This is a genomic window from Paraburkholderia rhynchosiae, from assembly GCF_002879865.1.
GTDB classification, from domain to species: Bacteria; Pseudomonadota; Gammaproteobacteria; order Burkholderiales; family Burkholderiaceae; genus Paraburkholderia; species Paraburkholderia rhynchosiae.
The window spans coordinates 58,123-81,421 of record NZ_PNXY01000024.1; the positions used below are offsets into that span (position 1 = coordinate 58,123).

Consider the following 23,299-nt stretch of genomic DNA (forward strand, 5'->3'; position numbering starts at 1 on the left):
CGGTTGCGCCGAAGACGAGCGCGCGGCCTGCGTGATGATCGGGCCGCGCGCTCGCTGCATGAAGACCCGCGGTAGCGCGCTTCATCGAATCAGAACAAGGAAGGGGAATCATGTCGCATGCAATGCCCGACCGGCTTCTGCCCGGCTCGCCGTATCCGCTCGGCGCCAGTTGGGACGGCCTCGGCGTCAACTTTGCGGTGTTCTCGGCAAACGCGCAGAAAATCGAGCTTTGCCTGTTCGATCCCACGGGCCGCAAGGAAATCAGGCGCTATGCGATGCCTGAATGCACCGAAGAAGTCTGGCACGGCTATCTGCCGAATGCGCACCCGGGCACTGCTTACGGCTTTCGCGCGCATGGTCCGTATCAGCCGCAACATGGGCATCGCTTCAATCCGCACAAGCTGCTGCTCGATCCGTATGCGCGCAAACTCGTCGGGCAGTTTCGTTGGTCCGATGCGCTGTTCGGTTACCGCGTGCATTCGAATCGCGCGGATCTTTCGATCGACCGGCGCGATTCGGCGCCGGCCATGCCGAAGTGCGTCGTGATCGATGAAGCGTTCGACTGGTCGCACGACAAGCGCCCGAATGTGCCGTGGGGAGAGACCGTCGTCTATGAGACGCATGTGCGCGGCGCGTCCATGCTGCGCGCCGATTTGCGTCAGCACGAGCGCGGCACGTTCGCCGCGCTGTCGTCGCCGGAATTCATCGAGCATCTGCTGAAGCTCGGTGTGACCGCCGTCGAATTACTGCCCGTTCACGCGTTTCTCAACGACCGCTTTCTGGTGGAGCGCGGCCTGCGCAATTACTGGGGCTACAACACCGCGGCATTCTTTGCGCCCGAGCCGTCTTATCTGAGCACGCACCGGCTCGACGAAATGCGCATTGCCGTGCGCCAGTTGCACGCGGCCGGAATCGAAGTGATTCTCGACGTGGTCTACAACCACACGTGCGAAGGCAACGAAATGGGCCCGACCGTCTCATGGCGCGGCCTCGACAACGCGAGCTACTACCGCCTGATTCCCGGCGACGAACGGCATCACATCAACGACACCGGTTGCGGCAACACGGTGAATCTGCCGCATCCGCGCGTGCTGCAAATGGTGATGGATTCGCTGCGCTACTGGTCGACGGCGTTCAATATAGACGGCTTCCGTTTCGATCTTGGCGTGACGCTCGGGCGCGAGCAGCATGGTTTCGATCCCGGCTCGGGCTTCTTCGACGCGCTGCGTCAGGACCCGGTTCTATCGCAACGCAAGCTGATTTCCGAACCATGGGACATCGGTCCGGGCGGTTATCAACTCGGCAATCATCCACCAGGGTTCGGCGAATGGAACGACCGTTTTCGCGATACCGTGCGCCGTTTCTGGCGCGGCGACGCCGGTCTGCGGCCCGATCTTGCCGCGCGCCTGACCGGTTCCGCCGATCTCTTCAACCGACGCTTCAGGAAGCCATGGGCGTCGATCAATTTCGTCTCGTCGCATGACGGTTTTACGCTCGCCGACATCACCGCGTACGAGCAGAAACACAACGAGGCGAATCGCGAAGGCAATCACGACGGCCACAACGAAAATTGCAGCAGCAACTGGGGCGTCGAAGGTCCGACCGACGATCCCGCGATTCTCGAAACGCGCCAACGCGTGGCGCGCTCGATGATCGCGACGCTGCTGGTCGCGCTCGGCACGCCGATGATGCTGGCCGGCGACGAATCGCTGCGCACGCAGAACGGCAACAACAATGCCTATTGCCAGGATAACGAAATATCGTGGATCGATTGGCAAGCCGGTGAATTGCCGGACGGCCGTCAGATGACCGACTTCGTGGCTCGTGTGGTCGCGCTGCGCAAACAGCATCCGCTGTTGCGCGAGACGCGCTTTCTGTTCGGCGACCGTGAAGTGCTGCCGGGTCTTTTCGACGTCGGCTGGTTCGACGAAAACGGCGATCCGCTGACGATCGAAGCATGGGAAGACCCCGAAGGACGCGCGTTCACATTGCGGCGCGCGGGGCCCGGTCTGAATGACGAAACAGAAGTATTGTTGATGATGCTCAACGCGAGTGCGGAAACACTGCGTTTTACCCCCCCTGCGCCGCACCTGGAATGGCACGTGCTGTTAGACACTGCGGATACGGAGAGCGCACCGCATCGGCTGGCCGCGTCGGACGTCGAGGTCGCCGCGCATGGCCTCCTGATACTGGCCGCGCAACCCGTCGGTGAAGCCGACTGGCAGGCCGGCTGGAAGGCCGGCGCGCAGCATGGGCCGCGGCTGTTGACCGCGCTGCCGCCCGATCCGGGCGAACATCCGCCGACGAGCGACGCGTCGCCGACCACGTAGACGGCGACGGCGACACGCGAACGGCGCGTGAGCACCCGAGAGCAAAACCGAATGGTGAAGAGTCATGTCCGAAAATCCGATCGATCCTCACGCGCATCACTACGCTCATTGCCTGCCGTTCGGCGCGCAATTGCTAGGGCCTAAAGGGACGAACCCGCGTACGCGCTTTCGTTTCTGGGCGCCTTCCTGCAAAAGCGTCCAGGTGGAAATCGAAAACGGCCCGGTGCAAGGCGCGCATGAGATGACGCCGGCGGCAAACGGCTGGTTCGAAGCGAGCGTCGATAGCGGCGCGGGCACGTTGTACCGTTTCCGGCTGGATGACGGCAACGCGGTGCCCGATCCGGCGTCGCGCTTCCAGCCGCAAGACGTGCACGGCCCGAGCGAAGTCATCGACCCGCGCGCGTACCGTTGGGAACACTGTGACTGGCACGGCCGGCCGTGGGAAGAAACGGTGTTGTACGAACTGCACGTCGGCGCAATGGGCGGCTATGCGGGCGTGCAGAAGCGCTTGCCGGCGCTCGTCGCGCTCGGCGTGAGCGCCATCGAACTGATGCCGTTGAACGACTTTCCCGGCAAGCACAATTGGGGTTATGACGGCGTGCTGCCGTATGCACCTGATTCCGCGTACGGCCGTCCCGAAGAACTGAAAGCACTGATCGACGCCGCGCACGGTCTCGGGCTGATGGTGTTTCTCGACGTGGTCTATAACCACTTCGGCCCGGACGGCAACTATCTGCACGAATACGCACGCTCGTTTTTCCGCGAAGGCACGCATACGCCGTGGGGACCCGCAATCGACTTCGAGCGCAGTGAAGTCAGCGACTTCTTCATGGACAACGCCGTCTACTGGATCAACGAATATCGCATCGACGGATTACGCTTCGACGCGGTCCACGCTATCGACAATCATGCGTGGCTGCGCGAGCTGTCCGACCATATCCGCGCCAACGTGCAGCATGGCCGGCATGTGCATCTGGTGCTCGAAAACGAGCACAACAGCGCGAGTCTGCTCGAGAAGCACTTCAACGCGCAATGGAACGATGACGCGCATAACACGCTGCACGTTCTGCTCACCGGCGAGACCGAGGGCTATTACCACGCGTACGAAGATCAGCCGATCCGCCGTCTCGCGCGCGTGCTCTCTGAAGGCTTTGCGTATCAAGGCGATCCGTCGCCGATTCACGACGGCGCACCGCGCGGCGAATCGAGCGGGCATTTGCCGCCCACGTCGTTCGTGATGTTCCTGCAGAACCACGATCAGATCGGCAATCGCGCATTCGGCGAGCGTCTGCGCAAGCTGACCTCAGACGACGCATTGCGCGCGGCCACCGGCTTGCTGCTGCTGTCGCCGCAAATTCCGCTGCTGTTCATGGACGAGGAATACGGTTCCACGCAGCCCTTCCTGTTCTTCACCGACTACACCGGCGATCTCGCCGACGCCGTGCGCGAAGGACGGCGTCGCGAGTTCGCGCGCTTCTCGTCATTCAGCGACGAAGCGCGTCGCGCGCAAATTCCCGATCCCAACGATGTCAAGACGTTCGCCGCATCGTCGCCGCCTGAGCCTGTAACGGCGCCCGCGCAAAACGACGATGCGAAAGACCGGCTCGACTGGATGCATTTCTACAAATCCGCGCTGACGGTGCGCGCGAAATTAATCACGCCGCGCCTGAAACACGGCAAGACGCTCGACGCAACGGTGCTGACCACCGGGAACGGCGACGACGTGAACGCGTTGATCGCGCGCTGGAAACTGGGCGACGGCGAGACGCTGTCGTTCGCGCTGAATCTGTCGAAGGAAAGCGTCCGGTTCAACAATGTGCCTGCTGGCAAGGTCATTTTCGAAACGCCGCCGCGCGTGCGCGAACAGATCGACGCGAACGTGCTGCCGCCCAATGCGTTCGTCGCGTGGCTCACCGGCGAAATCAACGACTATGCGATCGGTCACGATGCACGCATTGTCGGCAAAGAGGAGCGCCGCACGTGAGCACCCGACGCCCTAACGATACGATCGCCACGCTCGCGACCCGCGCCGGTTTCGAGGTGGAGTGGGAAGACGCGCATCACAAGGTGCATCGCGTGCCTGAGAACACGCTTTCGGTGTTGCTCGAACGGATGGGCTTGCCGTGCGGCAACGCCACCCAGGTCCGGCAAAGCGCCGCGACGCTGGAAGCCGAATTGTCAGGCCGCAAGCTGCCGCCGCTAATGACCGCTGAAATCGGGCGTGGCATTGCGTTGCCAGCTTCGGCGTTGAAGTCGGGCAGCCATTATCGGATTGAACTGGAAAGCGGCTCCATCATCGACGGACGCTTTACCGCGCCGAAAGGCGAGCAGGCGTTGCTCGCGCCGATCGACGAACCGGGCTATCACACGCTCGTGATCCACGAGCAGCGCATCACGCTCGCGGTGGCGCCGTCGCGCTGCTATACGGTCGCCGATGCATGGCGCACCTTGCACAATAACAATGGCGATGGCAACGACGACGCGCCAGCTCCGCCGCTCTGGGGCATCGCCGCGCAGTTGTACGGTTTGCGCCGCGCGGGCGATGGCGGCATCGGCGATTATTCGGCGCTTGCGCGCATCGCGGCCGAAAGCGGGAAACGCGGCGCGCATGCGCTTGCCGTCAGCCCGACGCATGCGATGTTCAGCGCGGAGCCGAATCGCTTCAGCCCGTATTCGCCCTCGTCGCGTTTGTGGTTGAACGTCACGCATATCGATCCGGCGGCGGTGTTCGGAGCGGACGCCGCGCGCGCCGCGATGGAGTCGGTACAGGCCGCCGACGCATGGTCGGAACTCGAAGGCTTGCCGCTGATCGACTGGCCGAACGCGGTCGTGCTGAAGCTCAAAGTGCTGCGCGCCCTCTTCGAAAATTTCTGCGCGCAGGAGCGCGCACACGGCGGCATGCAGGACACTCCGCGCGTGCTCGAATTTCACGGCTTCTGTGAACGCGCGGGACGTGCGCTCGAAGACCACGCGCGTTTTGAAGCGCTACAAGCCGCGCAGTTCGCGCACGGCGGCAACGGCCATTGGCGCAACTGGCCGCAAGCGTTGCGCGATCCGCGCAGCCCCGAAGTCGATGCGTTCGCCAAGGCCCATCGCCATGAAGTCGACTTCCATCTCTTTCTGCAATGGCTTGCCGCGAAGGGTTTATCGCACGCGCAGCAAGCGGCGCACGACGCCGGCATGGCCGTCGGTCTGATCGCCGACCTCGCGGTCGGATGCGATAGCGCCGGCAGTCATGCATGGTCGTATTGCGACGACATGCTGCAAGGCGTTTCCGTCGGCGCGCCGCCCGACCTGTTCAACCAGGCCGGCCAAAGTTGGGGCCTCACTACCTTCTCGCCGCGCGCGATGCGCACGCAAGGCTTCTCCGCGTTCATCGACATGCTGCGGGCCGCGTTTGCGCACGCGGGCGGCATCCGCATCGATCACATTCTCGGCTTGCGTCGTCTATGGCTCGTGCCCGAAGGCGAAAGCGCGCGCAACGGCGCGTATCTGCGCTATCCGCTCGAAGATCTGCTGCGTCTGATCGCGCTCGAATCGTGGCGGCATCGCGCTATCGTAATCGGCGAAGATCTCGGCACCGTGCCGCCTGGTTTTCGCGAGCGGCTCGACGAGCACGGCATCGCCGGTATTCGCGTGCTGTGGTTTGAACATGGCGAGGGCGGCACCGGCTTCAAGCCGCCACAAGCCTGGGACCGCAATGCGGTTGGCACGACCACCACGCACGATCTGCCGACCGTGGCCGGTTGGTGGCTCGGCAGCGACATCACATGGCGCAACAAGATCGGCCAGACCATGGCGCGCCCCGATGGCCGCGATCCTGAGGAAGCCGCGCAGGAACAGCGCGCGAGCGACCGCGCCGAACTGTGGCGTGCCTTTCAGGAAGCGGGCGTGGCCGCGCCGGATGTCCAGCCGCCTCCGCCCGGGAGCCCGCCCGTCGACGAAGCCCTCGCATTTGTCGCGGCAACGCCCGGCCCGCTCGTCACGTTTCCTCTCGAAGACCTGCTTGCGCAGAGCGAGCAGCCGAACTTACCGGGCTCGATTGACGAGCATCCGAACTGGCGCCGGCGCATGAGCCTGCCCATCGACGCAATGTTTCTGGATGACACCTTTTGCGACCGGCTGCTCGCGGTCGACCGGGCGCGCAGCGCAGCGACTCTTTCCACTCCATCAGCCAACACTTCTTCGGGGCCTGATACGCCATGACCGTCCCGCGCTCCACGCTTCGCCTCCAGTTCCACCGAGGCTTCACCTTCGACGATGCCGCGAGGCACGTCGACTACTTCGCGGCGCTCGGCATCAGCCACGTGTACGCGTCGCCCATCACGACCGCCGAGCCCGGCTCGATGCACGGCTACGACACCGTCGACTACACCCAGGTAAGCGCCGAATGCGGCGGCGAAGCGGGCTTGAAGCGCCTCGTCGACAAACTGCGCGCGCGTGAGATGGGACTGATCGTCGACCTGGTGCCGAACCATATGGGCATCGGCGGGTCGAGCAACGCCTGGTGGCTCGATATTCTCGAATGGGGACGTCACAGCACTTACGCGCGTCACTTCGACGTCGACTGGCATTCGCCCGATCCGGCCTTGCGCGGCAAAGTGCTGCTGCCGACACTCGGCGCGCCTTATGGCGACGAACTCGCGTCGGGCCGCATCGCGCTGCATTTCGCCGCGGACAGTGGGCGCTTTTATGTCGGCTACGGGCCGCACGTATTTCCGGTGTGCCCGACCGATTACGCGTCGATCCTTCAAAGTGCCGATCGCGCCGATCTGAGTGCGCTCGCCGAACGCTTCCACGGACTGACGACGCAGCCCACCGATCAGCCGCGCGCCGCCGAAGGCCGCGACATGTTGCGCGAGTTCGTCGCGCAAAGCGGCGAATCGGCCATCGAGTTCGCGCTGCAAACGTATGCGCCCGAAGATCCGCTCACGCGCGACCGCTTGCATCGGCTGCTCGAACGCCAGCATTTCCGTCTCGCGTGGTGGCGTACCGCCGCCGACGAAGTGAACTGGCGTCGTTTCTTCGACATTTCCACGCTCGCCGCCGTGCGCGCGGAACGCCCGGAAGTATTCGAGGCCACGCATGCGCTCGTCTTTCGTCTCTATCAGGAAGGGCTGATCGACGGTCTGCGGATCGATCACGTGGACGGCCTCGCGGAACCGCGCGAATATTGTCAGCGACTGCGGCAACGTCTCACGGAATTGCGCGATACCGCGCCGTATGTGGTCGTCGAAAAAATCCTCGCGCGCGGCGAACCGCTGCGTGACGATTGGCCGGTGGACGGCACGACCGGCTACGATTTCATGAACGACGTGGGCGCGCTGTTGCACGACCCGGCTGGCGCGGAGCCGCTCGCGCAGGCGTGGACCGAACTCACGGGCCGCAGCCCTCATTTCGCAGACGAAGCATTGGCCGCGCGGCGCAAGATTCTCGCGGAGAATCTATCGGCGGAACTCGACCGGGCCGCACGCGCGCTGCATCGCATTGCGCGCGACTCTTTAGCCACGCGCGACTACACGTTCACGACGCTGCGCCGCGTGCTGACCGGGCTGGTCGTGCATTTTCCCGTGTACCGCATCTATCCGCAGAACGGCCTGCGCAGCGCCGCCGACAATGTGTTCTTCGAGCATGCGTTGGCCGGCGCGCGCGCGACGCTCTCGCGCGCGGATCATGGCGTGCTGGAGCGCGTCAACGCCTGGCTCGGCGGCAGCGCTGAAGAAGCGCCGGCGGGGCGCCACGGGCAGCCGCAACAGGCACAGAACGGCGCGCCGCCGAATCATGCCGGTTCGGCACGGCGCACCGCGCAAACGCTGTTCTCGCAGTTGACCGCGCCGGTCGCCGCAAAAGCCGTCGAAGATACGGCGTGCTATCGCTATGGCAGGCTTCTGTCGCGCAACGAAGTAGGCGCCGATGCAGGCGAATTCGCGTTGTCGGTCGACCAGTTTCACGCGGGCAACGTCGAGCGCTCGCAGCGCTTTCCTCACGCGATGCTCGCCACCGCCACCCACGATCACAAGCGCGGCGAAGACGTGCGCGCCCGCCTCGCGGTTCTCAGCGAGATCGCGTCGGACTGGACCGCGACCTTGCGCGCGTGGTCGACCTTGAACGCGCCGCAGCGTCGTTCGCTCGACGGCAAGCCGATCAGCAGTGTCAGCCAGGACACGAGCTACGACTGGGCGCCCGGCCCCGCCGCCGAAGCGATGCTGTATCAGACGCTGGTCGGCTGCTGGCCGCCGGACCTGAAGCCGGACGACGAAGCCGGCGTCAAGGCATTGGCCGAGCGGGTCGCGCAATGGCAGTTGAAGGCGCTGCGCGAAGCGAAGCTGCAAACCAACTGGTTTAGGCCCGACGAAGCCTACGAGGCCGGTTGCCGCGATTTCCTGTTCGACATTCTTGCGCCGCAGCGGCGCGACGGATTCCTGAAGGAACTGACCGCGTTCGTCGCGAGGATTTCCCGCGCCGGCGCGCTCAACAGTTTGCAGCAGACCGTGTTGCGGCTTGCATCGCCTGGGATTCCCGATCTATATCAAGGCACCGAGTTGTGGGACTTCAGTCTCGTCGATCCAGACAATCGACGGCCGGTCGATTTCGAGCGGCGCGCAGCGTGGCTCGCGGAGTCGCCGCCATCGGAATTCCTCTCGACCTGGCGCAATGGCCGCGTGAAGCTCGCGGTCGTGCAGCGAGTCCTCGCATTGCGCGCGCATTCGCCGGAATTGCTGAGTCAGGGCACGTATCTGCCGCTAACTGTGCGCGGCGCGCATGCGTCGAATGTGATTGCGTTTGCGCGGCGGCATGGCAATGCGTGGGCCGTCGTCGTGGCGAGCCGGCTCGCTGCCGGACTGCTCGGCGACGAAGGCGATTTACCGTTGGTCGATCCGGCGAAATGGGAGGACACCGCCATTGAGATGCCGGCCGATCTGTCGGCGCGAGCCTTGTTCGACTGGTTGAGTCCGGCTGCGCCGAAGGTCGATGAGAACGGTCTGCTGTGTTTGCGCGATGCGCTCGCGGCGATGCCCATTGCCGTGCTAGTCGAGGATGGCGTGCCGCGCAGTTGATGGCGGCCCTTTGAGTTTTCAGCTGCTGTTCGGCGAACGAAGGCGTTGAAGCCGTGAGCTCTAACCGCCTTCGTCGTCGAAAACTTTCGGGTACACGCGCACGAGCACGATGCGCGGGCCTTTCATCTTTTTGACCACCACGTCGAAGGGATCGAATTCGACTCGTTGCCCTTCGGTGGGCAGGTCGTTGAGGGCCTGAATCACGAGGCCGCCGACCGATTCGGCTTTGCCTTCGTCGATATCGATTCCCAACGCGCGCTCCAGCGACACCACCGGCAGGCTGCCCTTGCCCATCAACGTGCCGTCGTCCATGCGCGTCCAGTCCGCGTCGCCCTGACGGAATTCGTCGTGGATCTGGCCGACCAGCGCGCCGAGCAGATTGTCGAGCGTGAGAAAACCGATCGGCTTGGAATTCTTGTGCCCGACCAGCGCAAAATGCGGCGCGCCCTTGCGGAAGCGGCGAAACAGTTCGAGCGCCGGCATTTCCGGCTTGACGTATTGAACGGGGCGCGCGTATTGGGAGAGATCGTCAAGCGTACTGCCCGCATGGCGCGCCAGCAGCAGATCCTTCAAATGGATCATGCCGGCCACGCGCTCGCCGGAGGCGTCCTCGAACAGCGGATAGCGACTGAAGCGATGCCGCGCGACCACATGCATGTTTTCGCGCAACGGCAGGTCGAGCCGCAAGCCGATCATTTCATAGGCGGGGCGCATCAGGTCCGACACGGTCATGCGGGAAAAATCCAGCGAATGCGCAATGGTGTTCCACTCGTCCTGGCTATAGGCGTCTTCCGGCGCACCGCGTTCCGACGCGACATTGGTACGGCGGCTGCGCAGGATCAGCTTGAGCTCGTCGGTGGAATAGTGCGAGTCGTGCGAATGCTCGGCGTGGAGACCGGCGAGCTTCAGCACCGCGTTCGCGCTCGTGTTGAGCACCCAGATGAACGGATACATCACCCAGTAAAAGCCATATAGCGGAGTGGCGGCCCACAGCGAGACTTTCTCCGCCTCGCGAATCGCCAGCGACTTCGGTGCCAATTCTCCAACCACGATATGCAGAAACGAAATGCATGAGAACGCGAAGAACAGCGAAATGCCGTGAATCAGCTTCTCCGATTCCACGCCGGCCAGACTGAAAAGCGGCGTGAGCAATTCAGCAAACGCCGGCTCGCCGATCCAGCCGAGCCCAAGCGATGCGAGCGTAATACCAAGCTGGCAGGCGGACAAATAGGCGTCGAGGCGGCCATGCACCTTGGCGAGCAAACGTCCGCGCATGCCGTGTCTTGCCGCGAGGCTTTGCACGCGCGTCTGCCGCAATTTGACCAGGCCGAATTCAGCGGCGACAAAGAAGCCGTTCAGGGCGACGAGAAGCAATGCACCGATAAGGGCGACAACCTGGATCAAAGCGGAGGGCTCCGGCAACAAAAGTTGTCAGTATAGAGGGTGAAAGCTTGCCGAAAACTTAATCGCGCACGGCACGCGCCGGGCGTTGCCGCTCACCTGGCTGCCTGGGCACTCAACGGGATACGCAACGCGAGTGTCGCCTGGGCACTTCCGCTTGCATCCTGTTGCTCGAAACTGCCGCCATGCGCTTCTGCAACACGCTTGCATAATGCAAGCACCCACGCAATGCGGTTCGCTTCGCGCGGTTCGCGAGCCTGCTTGCGCGCGAACGTTTCGAGCACATGAGGCAGCGCGGGATCGTCCAGTGCGGTGCTGGTCTCGTAGGTGACCGCTGCATGCCAATGGGTTGCGTCCGCGCGCGATGCGAGCGTAGTAGTCGCACCCTGCGCGCTGGCTTCGACGGCAAACGTGAGCATCACCCACAGTGCGGCGGCAAGACGCTCACGGTCGCCATTCAGTTGCTCGGTGGCGAGTTGCGAGTTCATCACGATTTCGACGCCTCGCGTACGCGCGAGTCCCATGCGTACTTCTTCGGCGCTTTCATCGAGCAACGGATGCAGCGGGAACGGCTCGTACGCGAGCGCGAGGGCCCGGGTCTCGGCGCGCGTGGTGTCGACAATCGTTTCCAGCAGCTTGACCTGCTGATCCACGCCATTGCGGATGCCGGTAACGGCACGCTGCGAGTTGGGGTCGTTGGGATCGAGCTTGCGCTCGAGCACATACGCCCAGCTATGGATAGCGTTCAACGGACCGCGCAGATCGTGCGACACCAGAGAAAGCACGTGGTCGCGCATGAAGAGCGCGGTTTCGGCACGCAGATGCGCGGTGCGTTCGGATACGGCGAAGCCGGAAGTCACCGGTTGTGCGCCCGCGGTTCCGGTTGAAGACGTTGTCACGATCGACCTCTCAGGCAATGCATGATGATTGGGAAAGCCCCATTATAGGCACGCCGCCGGGCGCCACCAGCCTGGCCGGATGGCCGATCAGGACGCAATCCGCGTGCCACGCCGCGTTGTTCGACCGCAGTGTGCCAACGCGCCTACAATGTCGGTTTTACATTTTTGAACTGAGGAGCGACACATGTCGACAGTGACTACCGAATCCGGCTTGAAATACGAAGACATCGTTGAAGGAACGGGCGCGGAAGCGGTGGCGGGCAAAACCGTCAGCGTGCACTACACCGGCTGGCTGACCGACGGTCAGAAGTTCGACTCGAGCAAGGACCGCAACGACCCGTTCGCGTTCGTGCTCGGCGGCGGCATGGTCATCAAGGGTTGGGACGAAGGCGTGCAGGGCATGAAAGTTGGCGGCACGCGCAAGCTCACCATCCCGCCGCAACTCGGCTACGGCGTGCGTGGCGCGGGCGGCGTGATTCCGCCGAATGCGACGCTCGTGTTCGAAGTCGAATTGCTGGACGTCTAAACCCTCGCCGTTTGCAGTTTGTCGTTGCGCATTTCCGATGACTCACGCCGCCGTTACCGCACCTAGCGTTTCGCTGCGCCGCTTCGACGCGACAGAAGCGTCGGACGTGCACGACTTTCATCAGGTCGTGCTCGGGCTCGACGGCGCGATGGTGATGGCGGTAGACGGTGTTGCGCAACGAATCGACGCGCGCTGCGCCTGGCTGATTCCTGCGGGCGCGCGGCACGATTATGCGGGTCTCGGCGAAAACCGCCAGGTGGTGCTGGATCTTCCGGCCACAACGCTCGCCGTGCCGGAACGTCTGTTCGACCGCGCGCGAGCCGTTACCGTCAATGCATCGCTCACGGAACTCGTGCATCGCATCGCCTCACACGCTGCTGCGAACAGGTCCGACCATGCGGACGGTGCGCGGCCGGCCGACCTCGACGCCCGGCGTTTCCATTGGGATGCAGCCGCACGCCTCGGCGCGGCGCTGGTAGCCGGCGCGGCGACAACGGCGGGCGTTGAAGCGCCCGGCGCGGGACTCGACTTCGCGCGAATCGACCGCTGGTTGCGCGCGCATTTGTCGGAGCCCTTGCGCATCGCCGACCTCGCCGCGCATTGCGGCTTCGGCATGCGGCGCTTTCATCAACTCTTTATCGAAGCGTTCGGCGAAACGCCGCATCGCTATTTGCAGCGCCTGCGGCTCGATACGTCGCTCATGTTACTCGCCGATCCGCGCCTTTCGCTGACGGACATCGCATTGGACATCGGCTTCGGCGATCAAAGCGCTTATACGCACGCGTTCACGCGGCGGTTCGGGCTCGCGCCCGGCCAATGGCGCGCGTTGCGGCATTGAGCGTTGCTGCGTCGAACATTGCCCTCAGTCGAGCGTCGCGGCATAAAAAAGCGCGCTGACAGGCAAGCTCAGCGCGCTGGGTACCCACTCTTTCCGATAACTTAGCCTGCGAGACCGCGCTCCAGATCGGCCCGGACATCCGCCGCGTTTTCCAGCCCCACGGCGAGACGAATCAAGCCTTCGGTGATGCCCGCCGCCGCGCGCGCTTCCGGCGTCACGCGGCCATGCGTGGTCGTCGCGGGATGCGTGATGGTCGTACGTGTGTCGCCGAGGTTGCCCGTGATCGAGCAGATCTTCGTGCTGTCGATCACGCGCCAGGCATTCGCGCGCATCTGCTCCGGCGTATCGCCCTTCAACTCGAATGAGACGATCGCGCCACCGGCCTTCTGCTGACGCATGGCCAGCGCATATTGCGGATGCGATTCGAGACCCGGATAGAACACCCGATTCACCGCAGGGTGCGTGTCGAGCCAGCGCGCTATTTCAAGCGCATTCGCCGACTGCTTCTCGACGCGCAGCGATAGCGTTTCCAGACCCTTGAGCAGCACCCATGCATTGAACGCGGACAGCGTCGGCCCGGTGCTACGCACGAACGGAAACACCTTCTCCATGATGAATTTCTTCGAGCCGACCAGCGCGCCGCCCAACACACGCCCCTGGCCGTCGAGGAACTTGGTGGCCGAATGCATGACGACGTCGGCGCCCAGCTTCAACGGCTGCTGCAAAGCCGGGCTGCAAAAACAGTTGTCGACCACGAACAATGCATTCGCGGCCTTGGCGATCTTGCCAATCGCTTCAATATCGGCGACTTCCGTGAGGGGATTCGACGGCGTTTCAAGGAAGAACATCTTCGTCTCAGGACGCACGGCGTTTTTCCACGCGTCGAGATCGGTCGGATCGACGAACGTCGTCGTAATGCCGAACTTGCTGAAAATCTGCGAGAACATGCCGAGCGTGGAACCGAACAGCGCCTGCGAGCTGACCAGATGGTCGCCGGCTTGCAGCGTTGACATCACCACGGACATGATCGCGGCCATCCCCGAAGCGGTTGCCATGCACGCCTCGCCGCCTTCGAGCGCGGCCAGACGGTCCTGGAACATCGAGACAGTCGGGTTCGTGAAGCGCGAGTACGTGTAGTAGTCTTCGGAGTTTTTGAAGCGCTCGGCCGCGTCCGCCGCACTCGCGAAGACAAAGCTCGAGGTCAGGAAAATCGCTTCCGAATGCTCGTTGAAGTTACTGCGCACGGTGCCCGAGCGGACTGCAAGCGTATCGAAGTTCAGGGAGTCGTCCATGTTGTTTGTGGTTTCCGTTGTTCCATGACTGCGTTCTGCGCGCGGCTTCTGTACAACGAGACGCGCGCAGAACGGCAGCAACAAAAAAGCCCGCTTTTTGCGTCGGCGCTTATGCGTCGATACAAGCGGGCTTCATGTGCGGGGGAAAGCTGGAGCGGAGGGGGAGGATTGCGGCTTTTCCACCATTCGCTTTAGCTGTTTCGGGTTGCCCCGCGTCCGCAAGCTGAGATCAAATCGACGCAAGCCCTCATGCTAACACGCTAGCGGCGCGGCGTGCAGCAAGCCACGCCATGCCGTGAACGCGATGGCTCGGCCGGCGCTCAGCCTACCGACAGCTGCAGATGCAGCTGCGAGCGTGCGGGACCGCCGCCGTCAATCGCTTCGCTCGCGGCATCGCGATCCGATTGCGACGACGGTGCGAGACGTGCGGTTTCGATGCGGTCCAGATACTCGGTCGTCACGTCCCCGGTCACGTAGTTGCCGTCGAAACACGACGCTTCGAACTCCTTCAGCGCCGGATTGATGTCGCGCACCGCCTGCTTCAGCGCATCGACGTCCTGATAGACCAGATGATCCGCGCCGATCATGCGTGCGACTTCTTCGTCTGAGCGGCCATGAGCGACGAGCTCGCCGCGCGTCGGCATGTCGATACCGTAGACGTTCGGGAATTTCACCGGCGGCGCCGCCGAAGCGAAGATCACCTTGTTCGCGCCGGCATCGCGCGCCATCTGCACGATCTCATGGGAAGTGGTGCCGCGCACGATGGAGTCGTCGACGATCAGCACGTTCTTGCCCTTGAACTCGATGCCCATGGCGTTCAGCTTCTGGCGCACCGACTTTTTGCGCACCGCCTGGCCCGGCATGATGAACGTGCGGCCGACATAACGGTTCTTGAAGAATCCTTCGCGATACTCGACGCCCAGCTTCTTGGCCACTTGCATCGCGGCCGGACGGGACGAATCGGGAATCGGCATGACGACGTCAATGGCGACGTCGGGCAGTTCGCGCCGGATCTTCTCGGCGAGATAGTCGCCCATGCGCAGACGCACGTTGTAGACCGGCACGCCGTCGAGCACCGAGTCCGGACGCGCCAGATACACGAGTTCGAAAATGCACGGGTTCAGGCTCGGGTTCGTTGCGCATTGCTGCGAGTGCAAGTTGCCGTCGAGGTCGATGAACACCGCTTCGCCCGGGGACACATCCCGCACGAATTCAAACCCGATACCTTCGATCGCCACCGACTCCGACGCCAGAATCCACTCGACGCCTTCCGCCGTTTCCTGCTTGCCGAGGCAAAGCGGACGAATGCCAAACGGGTCACGAAAAGCCAGCAGACCGTAACCGGCGATCAGCGAAACGATCGCATATGAACCCCGCACACGGCGATGCACGCCCGACACAGCCTTGAACAGCGCGGCCGGATCGAGTTGCAGTCCCGAGCTGGAAAGCTGCAATTCGTGCGCAAGCACGTTGAGCATCACTTCGGTGTCGGAATTCGTGTTGATGTGGCGGCGATCGATGCGGAACATCTCATCTTTCAGCTGCTGCCAGTTGGTCAGATTGCCGTTGTGCGCGAGGATGATGCCGAACGGCGCGTTCACATAGAACGGCTGGGCTTCTTCTTCGCTCGACGCCGAACCGGCGGTCGGGTAGCGCACCTGGCCGATACCGGTATTGCCCGGCAGGCTGCGCATGTTGCGCGTGCGGAACACGTCGCGCACCATGCCGTTGGCCTTGTGCATGTGGAAATTGCTGCCGTTCGCCGTGGCGATGCCGGCGGCGTCCTGACCGCGGTGCTGCAAAAGCAGCAGGCTGTCATAGATCAGCTGGTTGACCGGAGAATGGGAAACTACGCCTACGATGCCGCACATGGCATGTCCTTCAAAGGTACGAAATTCGTCAGAGCGGCCGGTGCCTCGCGAGCGCACGATATGACGCGACGGGTTCGCGACATGATGTAGAGGCAGCCGGTTTGAGCCGGAGTTCTGCGGCGTTCCTTAGGCACTCACCTGATCGTCACACGCGGACGTAAGCAGCGAGCGTCTCCGGAAGCAGCGGTTTCATTACGTGCACGCCTTCTACCGCATAAGGCCGCAGCAAGGCGTTGCGCCAGAATTCCTGTTGGGGCAGTTCGGTCAAGCCTGCAAGGGCGACCAGAATCAGCACCAGAACGACCCCGCGCACGAGGCCGAACATCAAACCGAGCGAGCGGTCCACGCCGCTCAGGCCGGTAGCCTGCACGATACGGCTGAGCAGCGCATTCAGCACGCTCGCCACCAGCACCGCACCGATCGCAACCAACGCGAAGGCCAGCAACCACTGGGTCAACGCGCCACCCGGCCAGTTCGACGGGATATAAGGCACGACGTAACCGACGAAGCGGCAAGCAATGAAGAACGCCGCAATCCAGCCGATCAGCCCGAACACCTCGGACAAAAACCCGCGCCATGTGCCGCGCAAGGCCGACAAACCGATCACCGCCATTACAGCGTAGTCGAAGGCAGTGAACATCGCTCGCTTTACTGTGCAGCGCCGCTGTTCGCGGCCGACGTCAAGCCGACCTCACGCACCTTCGCGATTGCGGCGCTCGCCGCCGCGCGGTCCGCGAACGGACCGGCACGCAAAAGCGTGAGCGTCGTGCCGTCAGTCTGCTTCCGATGTTCGGTATATGCGGGCACACCGGCCGCTTTCAACTTGACCGCCCAATTGCGCGCGTTGGCTTCGTTTGCGAAAGCGCCGAGCTGGACGGCGAAACGGCTGCCGGGCGGCGACGCTGGCGTGCCCGAATTCGCGTCCGCGCTGGCCGCTGTCGTGTTGGTTTCATCTACGCTCGGCGCTGCGGCGGTTGCGTTGGCGCGCGCTGGGGGCTTGGCGGCCGGTTTGTTTGCCGGTTTGGTGGCCGAGTTCTCGGCCACTGCGGGCGTCGCCGGTGCGGCTGTCGGCGCAGTGTTGGCGGCAACGGCGGGCGCCTGCGGCTTCGCGGCCGGCTTGGCCGCGGGCGTCGGTTTCGCGTTCGCCTCTGCCTGCTTTGCGGCGCCTGACTGCGTTTGCGCGGCCGGAGCCGCGGGCGCGAGGCCGGAAGCAGCGAGTGCCGCGTCCGGCGTCGGATTGTCCGGCGCTACGCCGGCTTGTGTGTCTTCGTCACGCTTCGCGAGCTTCGGCGCAGGACGGCTGGGAATGTCGATGGAGATGTCGTCAGTGACAGGCTTGGGATGCGAGTCCAGCACCATGGGCAGAATGACAACTGCTGCCACGACCATCGCGATCGCGCCAACCAGCCGGCGCCGCGCGCGCTGTTTTTCCGGCAACGTTGGGTCGAGCAGCATCGCATCGGCATCGACTGTGCGCTCCGTGCGGCGGGTTCGCCGCTCCACGCGCTCGCTACGGGGAGCCCGGTTGGAACTGGTGTTTGCGCCGCGCCGGCTGGGCGCGTCGTCTTTCTTGCCGAACGAGAAAATTCCCATGAATCGCTTGGTTCGAGCGTGGCGCCCGTTCAGTGTTGCTGCGATTTACGGTAGGCCATGACGCCCGCTACCGTATAGAAACTGCCGAAGACCACGATTCTATCATTCTCTGACGCCCGTTTTAGCGCATCTTGGTAAGCCTCGGCAGGCGTGGCGTAGCGCGTCACTGTGCTGTCGGCGCCCTCGCCCACGCCCTGCTCGCGCAATGCGGCTCCCAGTTCTTCCGCCGATGCCGCTCGCGGTGTCGGCAGATCGGTCACGCACCAATGATCGATTTCGCCCTTCAGATGCGCGAGGATGCCGGCGATATCTTTATCGCCCATCGCTCCGAACACGCCGTATGTGTAGGGGAAAAAGCCCATATTGCCGAGGTTCTGACTCAGCACGGCGGCCGCGTGCGGATTGTGGCCCACATCGAGCACGATGGCCGGCTTGCCGGGCAGCACCTGGAAACGCCCCGGCAATTCGACGTTCGCGAGACCCAGCCGGATGTCCTGAGCCGAAACCGGCAAACGGTCGCGCAGCGCTTCGAGACCGGCCAGCGCCGCGGAGGTATTGATCAGTTGGTTCGCGCCGCGCAATGCCGGATAGGCGAGCGCGGAACGGCGCAGCGTCGGGCCGACGTAGCTCCATTGCTGACGCTCGCTGCCCGCCTGGCCTTCATAGCGGAAATCCCGGCCAAATAGCCACAGTTCGGCGCCGATCTGCTCGGCATGGTCGATCAGCGTTTGCGGCGGCACCGGGTCCGCGCAGATCGCCGGCTTGCCGGGACGGAAAATGCCGGCCTTTTCGAGGGCGATTTTCTCGCGCGTGTCGCCGAGATATTGAGTGTGGTCGATGTCGATGCTGGTGATGATCGCGCAGTCGGTATCAAGGATGTTGACCGCATCCAGGCGCCCACCGAGGCCGACTTCGAAAATCACAGCGTCGAGTCCGCGCGACGCGAACAGGCTCATGATCGCCAGCGTCGTGAACTCGAAGTAGGTCAGCGTGACCGGTTCCGGAAGGCTCGAACGCGCGGCTTCGACTTTCTCGAAATGCGGCAGCAAATCCGCGTCGCTCGCCATCTGGCCGTTCACCCGCGCCCGCTCGTTAAACGACAGCAAATGCGGCGAAGTATGGCAACCCACCGTGAAACCGGCGCGCAGCAGGATCGATTCGAGAATCGCGCACGTGGAGCCCTTGCCGTTCGTGCCGCCCACCGTGATCACCGGGCACGCGAACGACAGTTGCATCGCGTCGCGCACCTGACTGATGCGTGTGAGACCCATGTCGATGCCGACCGGATGCGCGGATTCCAGGTGCGTGAGCCACGCGTCGAGGTTGGGGAATGTGGTCATCGGGTGAATCGCGAGAAAATCATTGAGCGGTGTGACGAACATGCGCCGGTCGACGCCTGGCGCAGTATGTGAGACCGTGATTATCCCGGAAATGACAGCGCGCCGCTTGATTGCTCACGCGGCGCGCTAAATTCAACGGCTTTTCTGACGACGACCGAACTGTGTTCGACAGAACGCGGACATTCGGCGTCGTGCTTCTTACGCGACTGCGTCTGCCGGCTGGTGGCTCAATAGCGCCATCAGTTGAGCGAGTTCTTCGCGCAGCTTGCGACGGTCCACGATCATGTCGATCGCGCCCTTCGTCAGCAGGAACTCGGCGCGCTGGAAGCCTTCCGGCAGCTTTTCACGCACGGTTTGTTCGATCACGCGCGGGCCGGCGAAGCCGATCAGCGCCTTCGGTTCCGCGATCACGACGTCGCCGAGAAACGCGAAACTCGCGGATACGCCGCCCATGGTCGGATCGGTCAGCACGGAGATAAACGGCAGCTTCGCCTCGGCAAGCTTGGTCAGCATCGCGGTGGTCTTCGCCATTTGCATCAGCGACAGCAGGCTTTCCTGCATCCGCGCGCCGCCGGAAGCGGTAAAGCAAATGAACGGCACTTTTTGCTCGAGCGCGTTCTGCGCGCCGCGGGCAAAGCGCTCGCCGACCACCGAGCCCATCGAACCGCCCATGAACGAGAATTCGAAACAGGCCACGACCACCGGCAACGTGTGGATAGCGCCACCCATCACGACCATCGCGTCGGTTTCGTCCGTATCGTCCATCGCCTCTTTCAGGCGGTCCGGGTATTTACGGCTGTCCTTGAACTTGAGGGCGTCGACCGGAACGATTTCCTGGCCGATCTCATAGCGGCCTTCCGGGTCCAGCAGGCCGTCCAGCCGCTCGCGCGCGCCGATTCGCATGTGGTGGTCGCACTTCGGGCAAACATGCAGATTGGCCTCGACGTCGTTGCGGTACAGCACCGCTTCGCACGACGGGCACTTGATCCACAGGCCTTCCGGAATCCCCTTGCGGCTCTTCGGGTCGGTTTGTTTGATTTTCGGCGGCAGCAGCTTATCGAGCCAGCTCATATTGAATCCTTCTGGGGTCAACGGTTGCGCAAACGGCGGGACGAACCCGCCGCTCACACTACAGACGACAAAATTACCTGTTATCGGGCAGTCGCGACGCTATCGAGCGCCTCGCGCACCTCGGCCACGAAACGCGTGAGCGTTGCGGCAGCGGTTTCGGGAGCCGCCTGCTCGAGCAATTGCACAATGCGGCTGCCGATTACAACCGCGTCGGAGACTTCGGCCACGAGGCGGGCCGTTTCGGCGTCACGGATGCCGAAACCGACGCCCACCGGCAGGGGTACGCGCGACTTGATCGCCGGGATTTTACTCGCGATGCTGGAAACGTCCAGATTTGCCGCTCCGGTCACGCCTTTCAACGAAACATAGTAGACGTAGCCGCTCGCGATCTTGCCGACTTCCGCGATACGTTCGTCAGTCGACGTGGGCGCGAGCAGGAAGATTGGATCGATACTCGCGGAGCGCATTTTTTCGGCGAAGTTAGCGCATTCTTCCGGCGGATAGTCGACCACCAGCACACCGTCGACGCCGGCTTCCTTCGCCGCCTTCGCGAAGGCTTCGGTGCCCATTCGTTCGATCGGATTGGCATAGCCCATCAGCACGACCGGCGTGGTGTCGTTGGTTTCGCGGAAGCGCTTGACGTCCGCGATCACGTGGCGCAGCGACACGCCGTGCGCAAGCGCGCGTTCTGACGACTGCTGGATGACCGGGCCGTCCGCCATCGGGTCCGAAAACGGCACACCGAGTTCGATCACATCCGCGCCGCCGGCGGCGAGCGCGTGCATGAATTCGACCGTGCGGGCCGGATCGGGATCGCCGGCCGTCATGAAAGGAATCAGGCCTTTTTTGCCTTGCGCGGACAGCGCGGCGAACGTGTTCTTAATACGGGACATGGAATTTTTCTCGATTGAGCTACTGCGCCCAGCGCGGCGGCGCGACGCGTCATTGCACTTCGGTCTGCCGTTGAGTTTTGACTTTAGCCGGCCGACGCGGCGCGGGTGCGGCAGCAGCGGCGCTGACGCGCTCCCGCGCTATCGCGCAGTAACTTTCATTGATTTCATAGCCGACGAATTCGCGCTGCTGGCGGGCGCAAGCGACCGCGGTGGTGCCGCTGCCCATGAAAGGGTCGAGCACGCGGCCGCCCTTCGGACAACTGGCCAACACCATCCGCTCGACAATTTCCAGAGGCTTTTGCGTGGGATGATCGACGCGTTCGGCGTGTTGCCGGTGCAGCCTCGATACAGACCAGACGTCCTTCGGATTATAGCCAAGCTCCAGCCACTTACTGCCTTCGAACAATTTACGCGAACGCGCCTTCTTCGTAACGGCATCGTACGGGATGCGGACGGGATCGAGATCGAAGTAATAATCTTTCGACACCGCGAAAAAGCCGATGTTGTCATGCACCGACGTGAATCGGCGCACCGTTCCGCCCATGCTCGGCACGCGCCGGTCCCAGATGATCTCGTTGATCATCGTGAGTTTGGTCTTCAGGAAGCTGAAGATTTCCGGCGCGTACTGCCAAGTGCAGAAGATATAAAGCGAGCCCGACGGCTTGAGCTTCGGAATGGCAAGCTCGAGCCAGCCACGCGTCCATTCGAGAAAATCGTCACCGCTACGCATGTCGGAGTCGTTGCCGTAATCCTTGCCGAGCCCATACGGCGGGTCGCATAGGATCAGGTCGATCGACCCGTCGGGAATGTTCGCTACCTCGGTCAGAAAATCGCGGTTCAACAACTGGATGCCCGCGGGCACCTGCGGCAACAGCACCGCAGGCGCCTCGGGCGCCAGAAGCTCGCTGGCCGGCACTATTTCGGTGGTCGCCGGCTGCGGCTCGTCGAACTCGTCGCGCATCGTTGTGGCGCTCAGAACTGGATGCCCGATCGCTCCGCGACCGTGTGCATGTCCTTGTCACCGCGGCCCGACAGGTTCACCAGAAGGTGCTTGTCCTTGGGCAGAGTCGGCGCGAGCTTCGTGGCGTAGGCCAGCGCGTGACTAGATTCCAGCGCCGGAATGATGCCTTCGATGCGGCAGCAGTCGTGGAACGCCTTGAGCGCTTCTTCGTCGGTGATGCCGACGTATTGCGCGCGGTTGATCTCTTTTAGCCACGCATGTTCGGGGCCGACGCCCGGATAGTCCAGACCCGCCGAGATCGAATGCGTCTCGATGATCTGACCGTTCTCGTCCTGAAGCAGATAAGTGCGATTGCCGTGCAGGACGCCGGGACTGCCGCCGATCAGCGAGGCCGCGTGGCGGCCGGACTCGATACCGTCGCCGGCCGCCTCGACACCGATCAGTTGCACCGACGTGTCGTCGATATACGGGTAAAAGATGCCCATTGCGTTCGAACCGCCGCCCACGCATGCAATCACGGCGTCCGGCTGGCGCCCGATCAGTTCGGGCATTTGCACCTTGCACTCGTCGCCGATCACGCGCTGGAAGTCGCGCACCATCATCGGATAAGGATGCGGCCCTGCCACCGTGCCGATGATGTAGAACGTGTTTTCGACGTTGGTCACCCAGTCGCGCATTGCCTCGTTCAGCGCGTCCTTCAGCGTGCGCGAGCCTGACTCGACCGGCACGACCGTCGCACCGAGCAGCTTCATCCGGTAGACGTTCGCGGCCTGGCGGCGCACGTCTTCTGCGCCCATGTAGACCACGCATTCCATGCCGAAACGCGCGGCAATAGTGGCGGTCGCGACGCCGTGCTGGCCAGCGCCGGTTTCCGCGATCACGCGTGGCTTGCCCATGCGCTTTGCCAATAGCGCCTGGCCGATCACGTTATTGATCTTGTGGGCGCCGGTGTGGTTCAGGTCTTCGCGCTTGAGAAAAATCTGCGCGCCGCCGAGCATCTCGCTCCAACGCTGCGCATGGTAAATCGGCGAAGGACGGCCAACGAAGTACTTCAGTTCGCGCTCGTATTCGGCGACGAACTCCGGATCTTTCTGAAATTTCTCGTAGGCGCCACGCAGCTCGTCGAGCGCGTGGACTAGCGTTTCGGCGACGAACACGCCGCCAAACTGGCCGAAATGGCCTCTTTCGTCAGGCAAGTTGTACATGGTGATCACTCTTTTCTGGCG

The 23,299-nt window shown here is 63.2% G+C and carries 17 protein-coding genes; 6 read left to right on the top strand and 11 right to left on the bottom strand.

The window, feature by feature from the left end; genetic code table 11:
- Window positions 1-110: 110 nt before the first annotated feature.
- From glgX to treY, 4 genes are all read left to right on the top strand, one after another.
- Window positions 111-2,330, top strand: coding sequence for a glycogen debranching protein GlgX (glgX, locus tag C0Z16_RS27000; RefSeq protein WP_102635122.1), 2,220 nt, complete (start codon window positions 111-113; stop codon window positions 2,328-2,330).
- 64 nt (window positions 2,331-2,394) lie between these two features.
- On the top strand, window positions 2,395-4,314 hold the full coding sequence (gene treZ, locus C0Z16_RS27005; RefSeq protein ID WP_102635123.1) for a malto-oligosyltrehalose trehalohydrolase: 1,920 nt from the start codon (window positions 2,395-2,397) through the stop codon (window positions 4,312-4,314).
- Window positions 4,311-6,536 carry a 4-alpha-glucanotransferase gene (malQ, locus tag C0Z16_RS27010; RefSeq protein ID WP_102635124.1) on the top strand — a complete coding sequence of 742 codons (2,226 nt, stop codon included), beginning with the start codon at window positions 4,311-4,313 and terminating at the stop codon, window positions 6,534-6,536. The genes treZ and malQ overlap by 4 nt, the downstream gene beginning before the upstream one ends.
- Entirely contained in the window at window positions 6,533-9,388 is a 2,856-nt protein-coding gene (gene treY / locus C0Z16_RS27015; RefSeq protein WP_102635125.1) for a malto-oligosyltrehalose synthase, read from the top strand. The genes malQ and treY overlap by 4 nt, the downstream gene beginning before the upstream one ends.
- A 60-nt stretch (window positions 9,389-9,448) precedes the next feature.
- Here the strand turns inward: treY and C0Z16_RS27020 are convergent, their stop codons facing one another.
- Both C0Z16_RS27020 and C0Z16_RS27025 read right to left on the bottom strand, forming a co-directional pair.
- Window positions 9,449-10,792 (bottom strand): hemolysin family protein, encoded by a 1,344-nt coding sequence (locus C0Z16_RS27020; RefSeq protein WP_102635126.1) that lies wholly within the window; start codon window positions 10,790-10,792, stop codon window positions 9,449-9,451.
- A 92-nt stretch (window positions 10,793-10,884) separates the two neighbouring features.
- On the bottom strand, window positions 10,885-11,688 hold the full coding sequence (locus C0Z16_RS27025) for a sensor histidine kinase (RefSeq protein ID WP_102635127.1): 804 nt from the start codon (window positions 11,686-11,688) through the stop codon (window positions 10,885-10,887).
- Window positions 11,689-11,872: 184 nt separating this feature from the next.
- On the opposite strand from C0Z16_RS27025, the gene C0Z16_RS27030 reads away from it, so the two are divergent.
- Both C0Z16_RS27030 and C0Z16_RS27035 read left to right on the top strand, forming a co-directional pair.
- Window positions 11,873-12,214, top strand: a complete 342-nt coding sequence (locus C0Z16_RS27030) for an FKBP-type peptidyl-prolyl cis-trans isomerase (protein ID WP_006047612.1) — start codon at window positions 11,873-11,875, stop codon at window positions 12,212-12,214.
- A 37-nt stretch (window positions 12,215-12,251) separates the two neighbouring features.
- Window positions 12,252-13,052 carry an AraC family transcriptional regulator gene (locus C0Z16_RS27035; protein ID WP_102635128.1) on the top strand — a complete coding sequence of 267 codons (801 nt, stop codon included), beginning with the start codon at window positions 12,252-12,254 and terminating at the stop codon, window positions 13,050-13,052.
- Window positions 13,053-13,153: 101 nt separating this feature from the next.
- Here C0Z16_RS27035 and C0Z16_RS27040 read toward each other — a convergent pair whose 3' ends face one another.
- The 9 genes from C0Z16_RS27040 to trpB form a co-directional block, all read right to left on the bottom strand.
- Entirely contained in the window at window positions 13,154-14,344 is a 1,191-nt protein-coding gene (locus tag C0Z16_RS27040) for an O-succinylhomoserine sulfhydrylase (RefSeq protein ID WP_102635129.1), read from the bottom strand.
- Window positions 14,345-14,664: 320 nt separating this feature from the next.
- Window positions 14,665-16,215 (bottom strand): amidophosphoribosyltransferase, encoded by a 1,551-nt coding sequence (purF, locus tag C0Z16_RS27045; protein ID WP_102635130.1) that lies wholly within the window; start codon window positions 16,213-16,215, stop codon window positions 14,665-14,667.
- A 145-nt stretch (window positions 16,216-16,360) separates the two neighbouring features.
- Window positions 16,361-16,855 (bottom strand): CvpA family protein, encoded by a 495-nt coding sequence (locus C0Z16_RS27050; protein ID WP_102635131.1) that lies wholly within the window; start codon window positions 16,853-16,855, stop codon window positions 16,361-16,363.
- 8 nt (window positions 16,856-16,863) lie between these two features.
- Window positions 16,864-17,808 carry an SPOR domain-containing protein gene (locus C0Z16_RS27055; protein ID WP_102635132.1) on the bottom strand — a complete coding sequence of 315 codons (945 nt, stop codon included), beginning with the start codon at window positions 17,806-17,808 and terminating at the stop codon, window positions 16,864-16,866.
- 29 nt (window positions 17,809-17,837) lie between these two features.
- Entirely contained in the window at window positions 17,838-19,148 is a 1,311-nt protein-coding gene (gene folC, locus C0Z16_RS27060; protein WP_102635155.1) for a bifunctional tetrahydrofolate synthase/dihydrofolate synthase, read from the bottom strand.
- 198 nt (window positions 19,149-19,346) lie between these two features.
- Window positions 19,347-20,219: an acetyl-CoA carboxylase, carboxyltransferase subunit beta gene (gene accD / locus C0Z16_RS27065; RefSeq protein WP_006047605.1), complete on the bottom strand. Its 873-nt coding sequence runs from the start codon at window positions 20,217-20,219 to the stop codon at window positions 19,347-19,349.
- 80 nt (window positions 20,220-20,299) lie between these two features.
- Window positions 20,300-21,112 carry a tryptophan synthase subunit alpha gene (gene trpA, locus C0Z16_RS27070; RefSeq protein WP_102635133.1) on the bottom strand — a complete coding sequence of 271 codons (813 nt, stop codon included), beginning with the start codon at window positions 21,110-21,112 and terminating at the stop codon, window positions 20,300-20,302.
- A gap of 49 nt (window positions 21,113-21,161) precedes the next feature.
- On the bottom strand, window positions 21,162-22,073 hold the full coding sequence (locus tag C0Z16_RS27075; RefSeq protein WP_102635134.1) for a DNA-methyltransferase: 912 nt from the start codon (window positions 22,071-22,073) through the stop codon (window positions 21,162-21,164).
- A gap of 11 nt (window positions 22,074-22,084) precedes the next feature.
- Window positions 22,085-23,278 carry a tryptophan synthase subunit beta gene (trpB, locus tag C0Z16_RS27080; RefSeq protein WP_102635135.1) on the bottom strand — a complete coding sequence of 398 codons (1,194 nt, stop codon included), beginning with the start codon at window positions 23,276-23,278 and terminating at the stop codon, window positions 22,085-22,087.
- Window positions 23,279-23,299 lie beyond the last annotated feature (21 nt).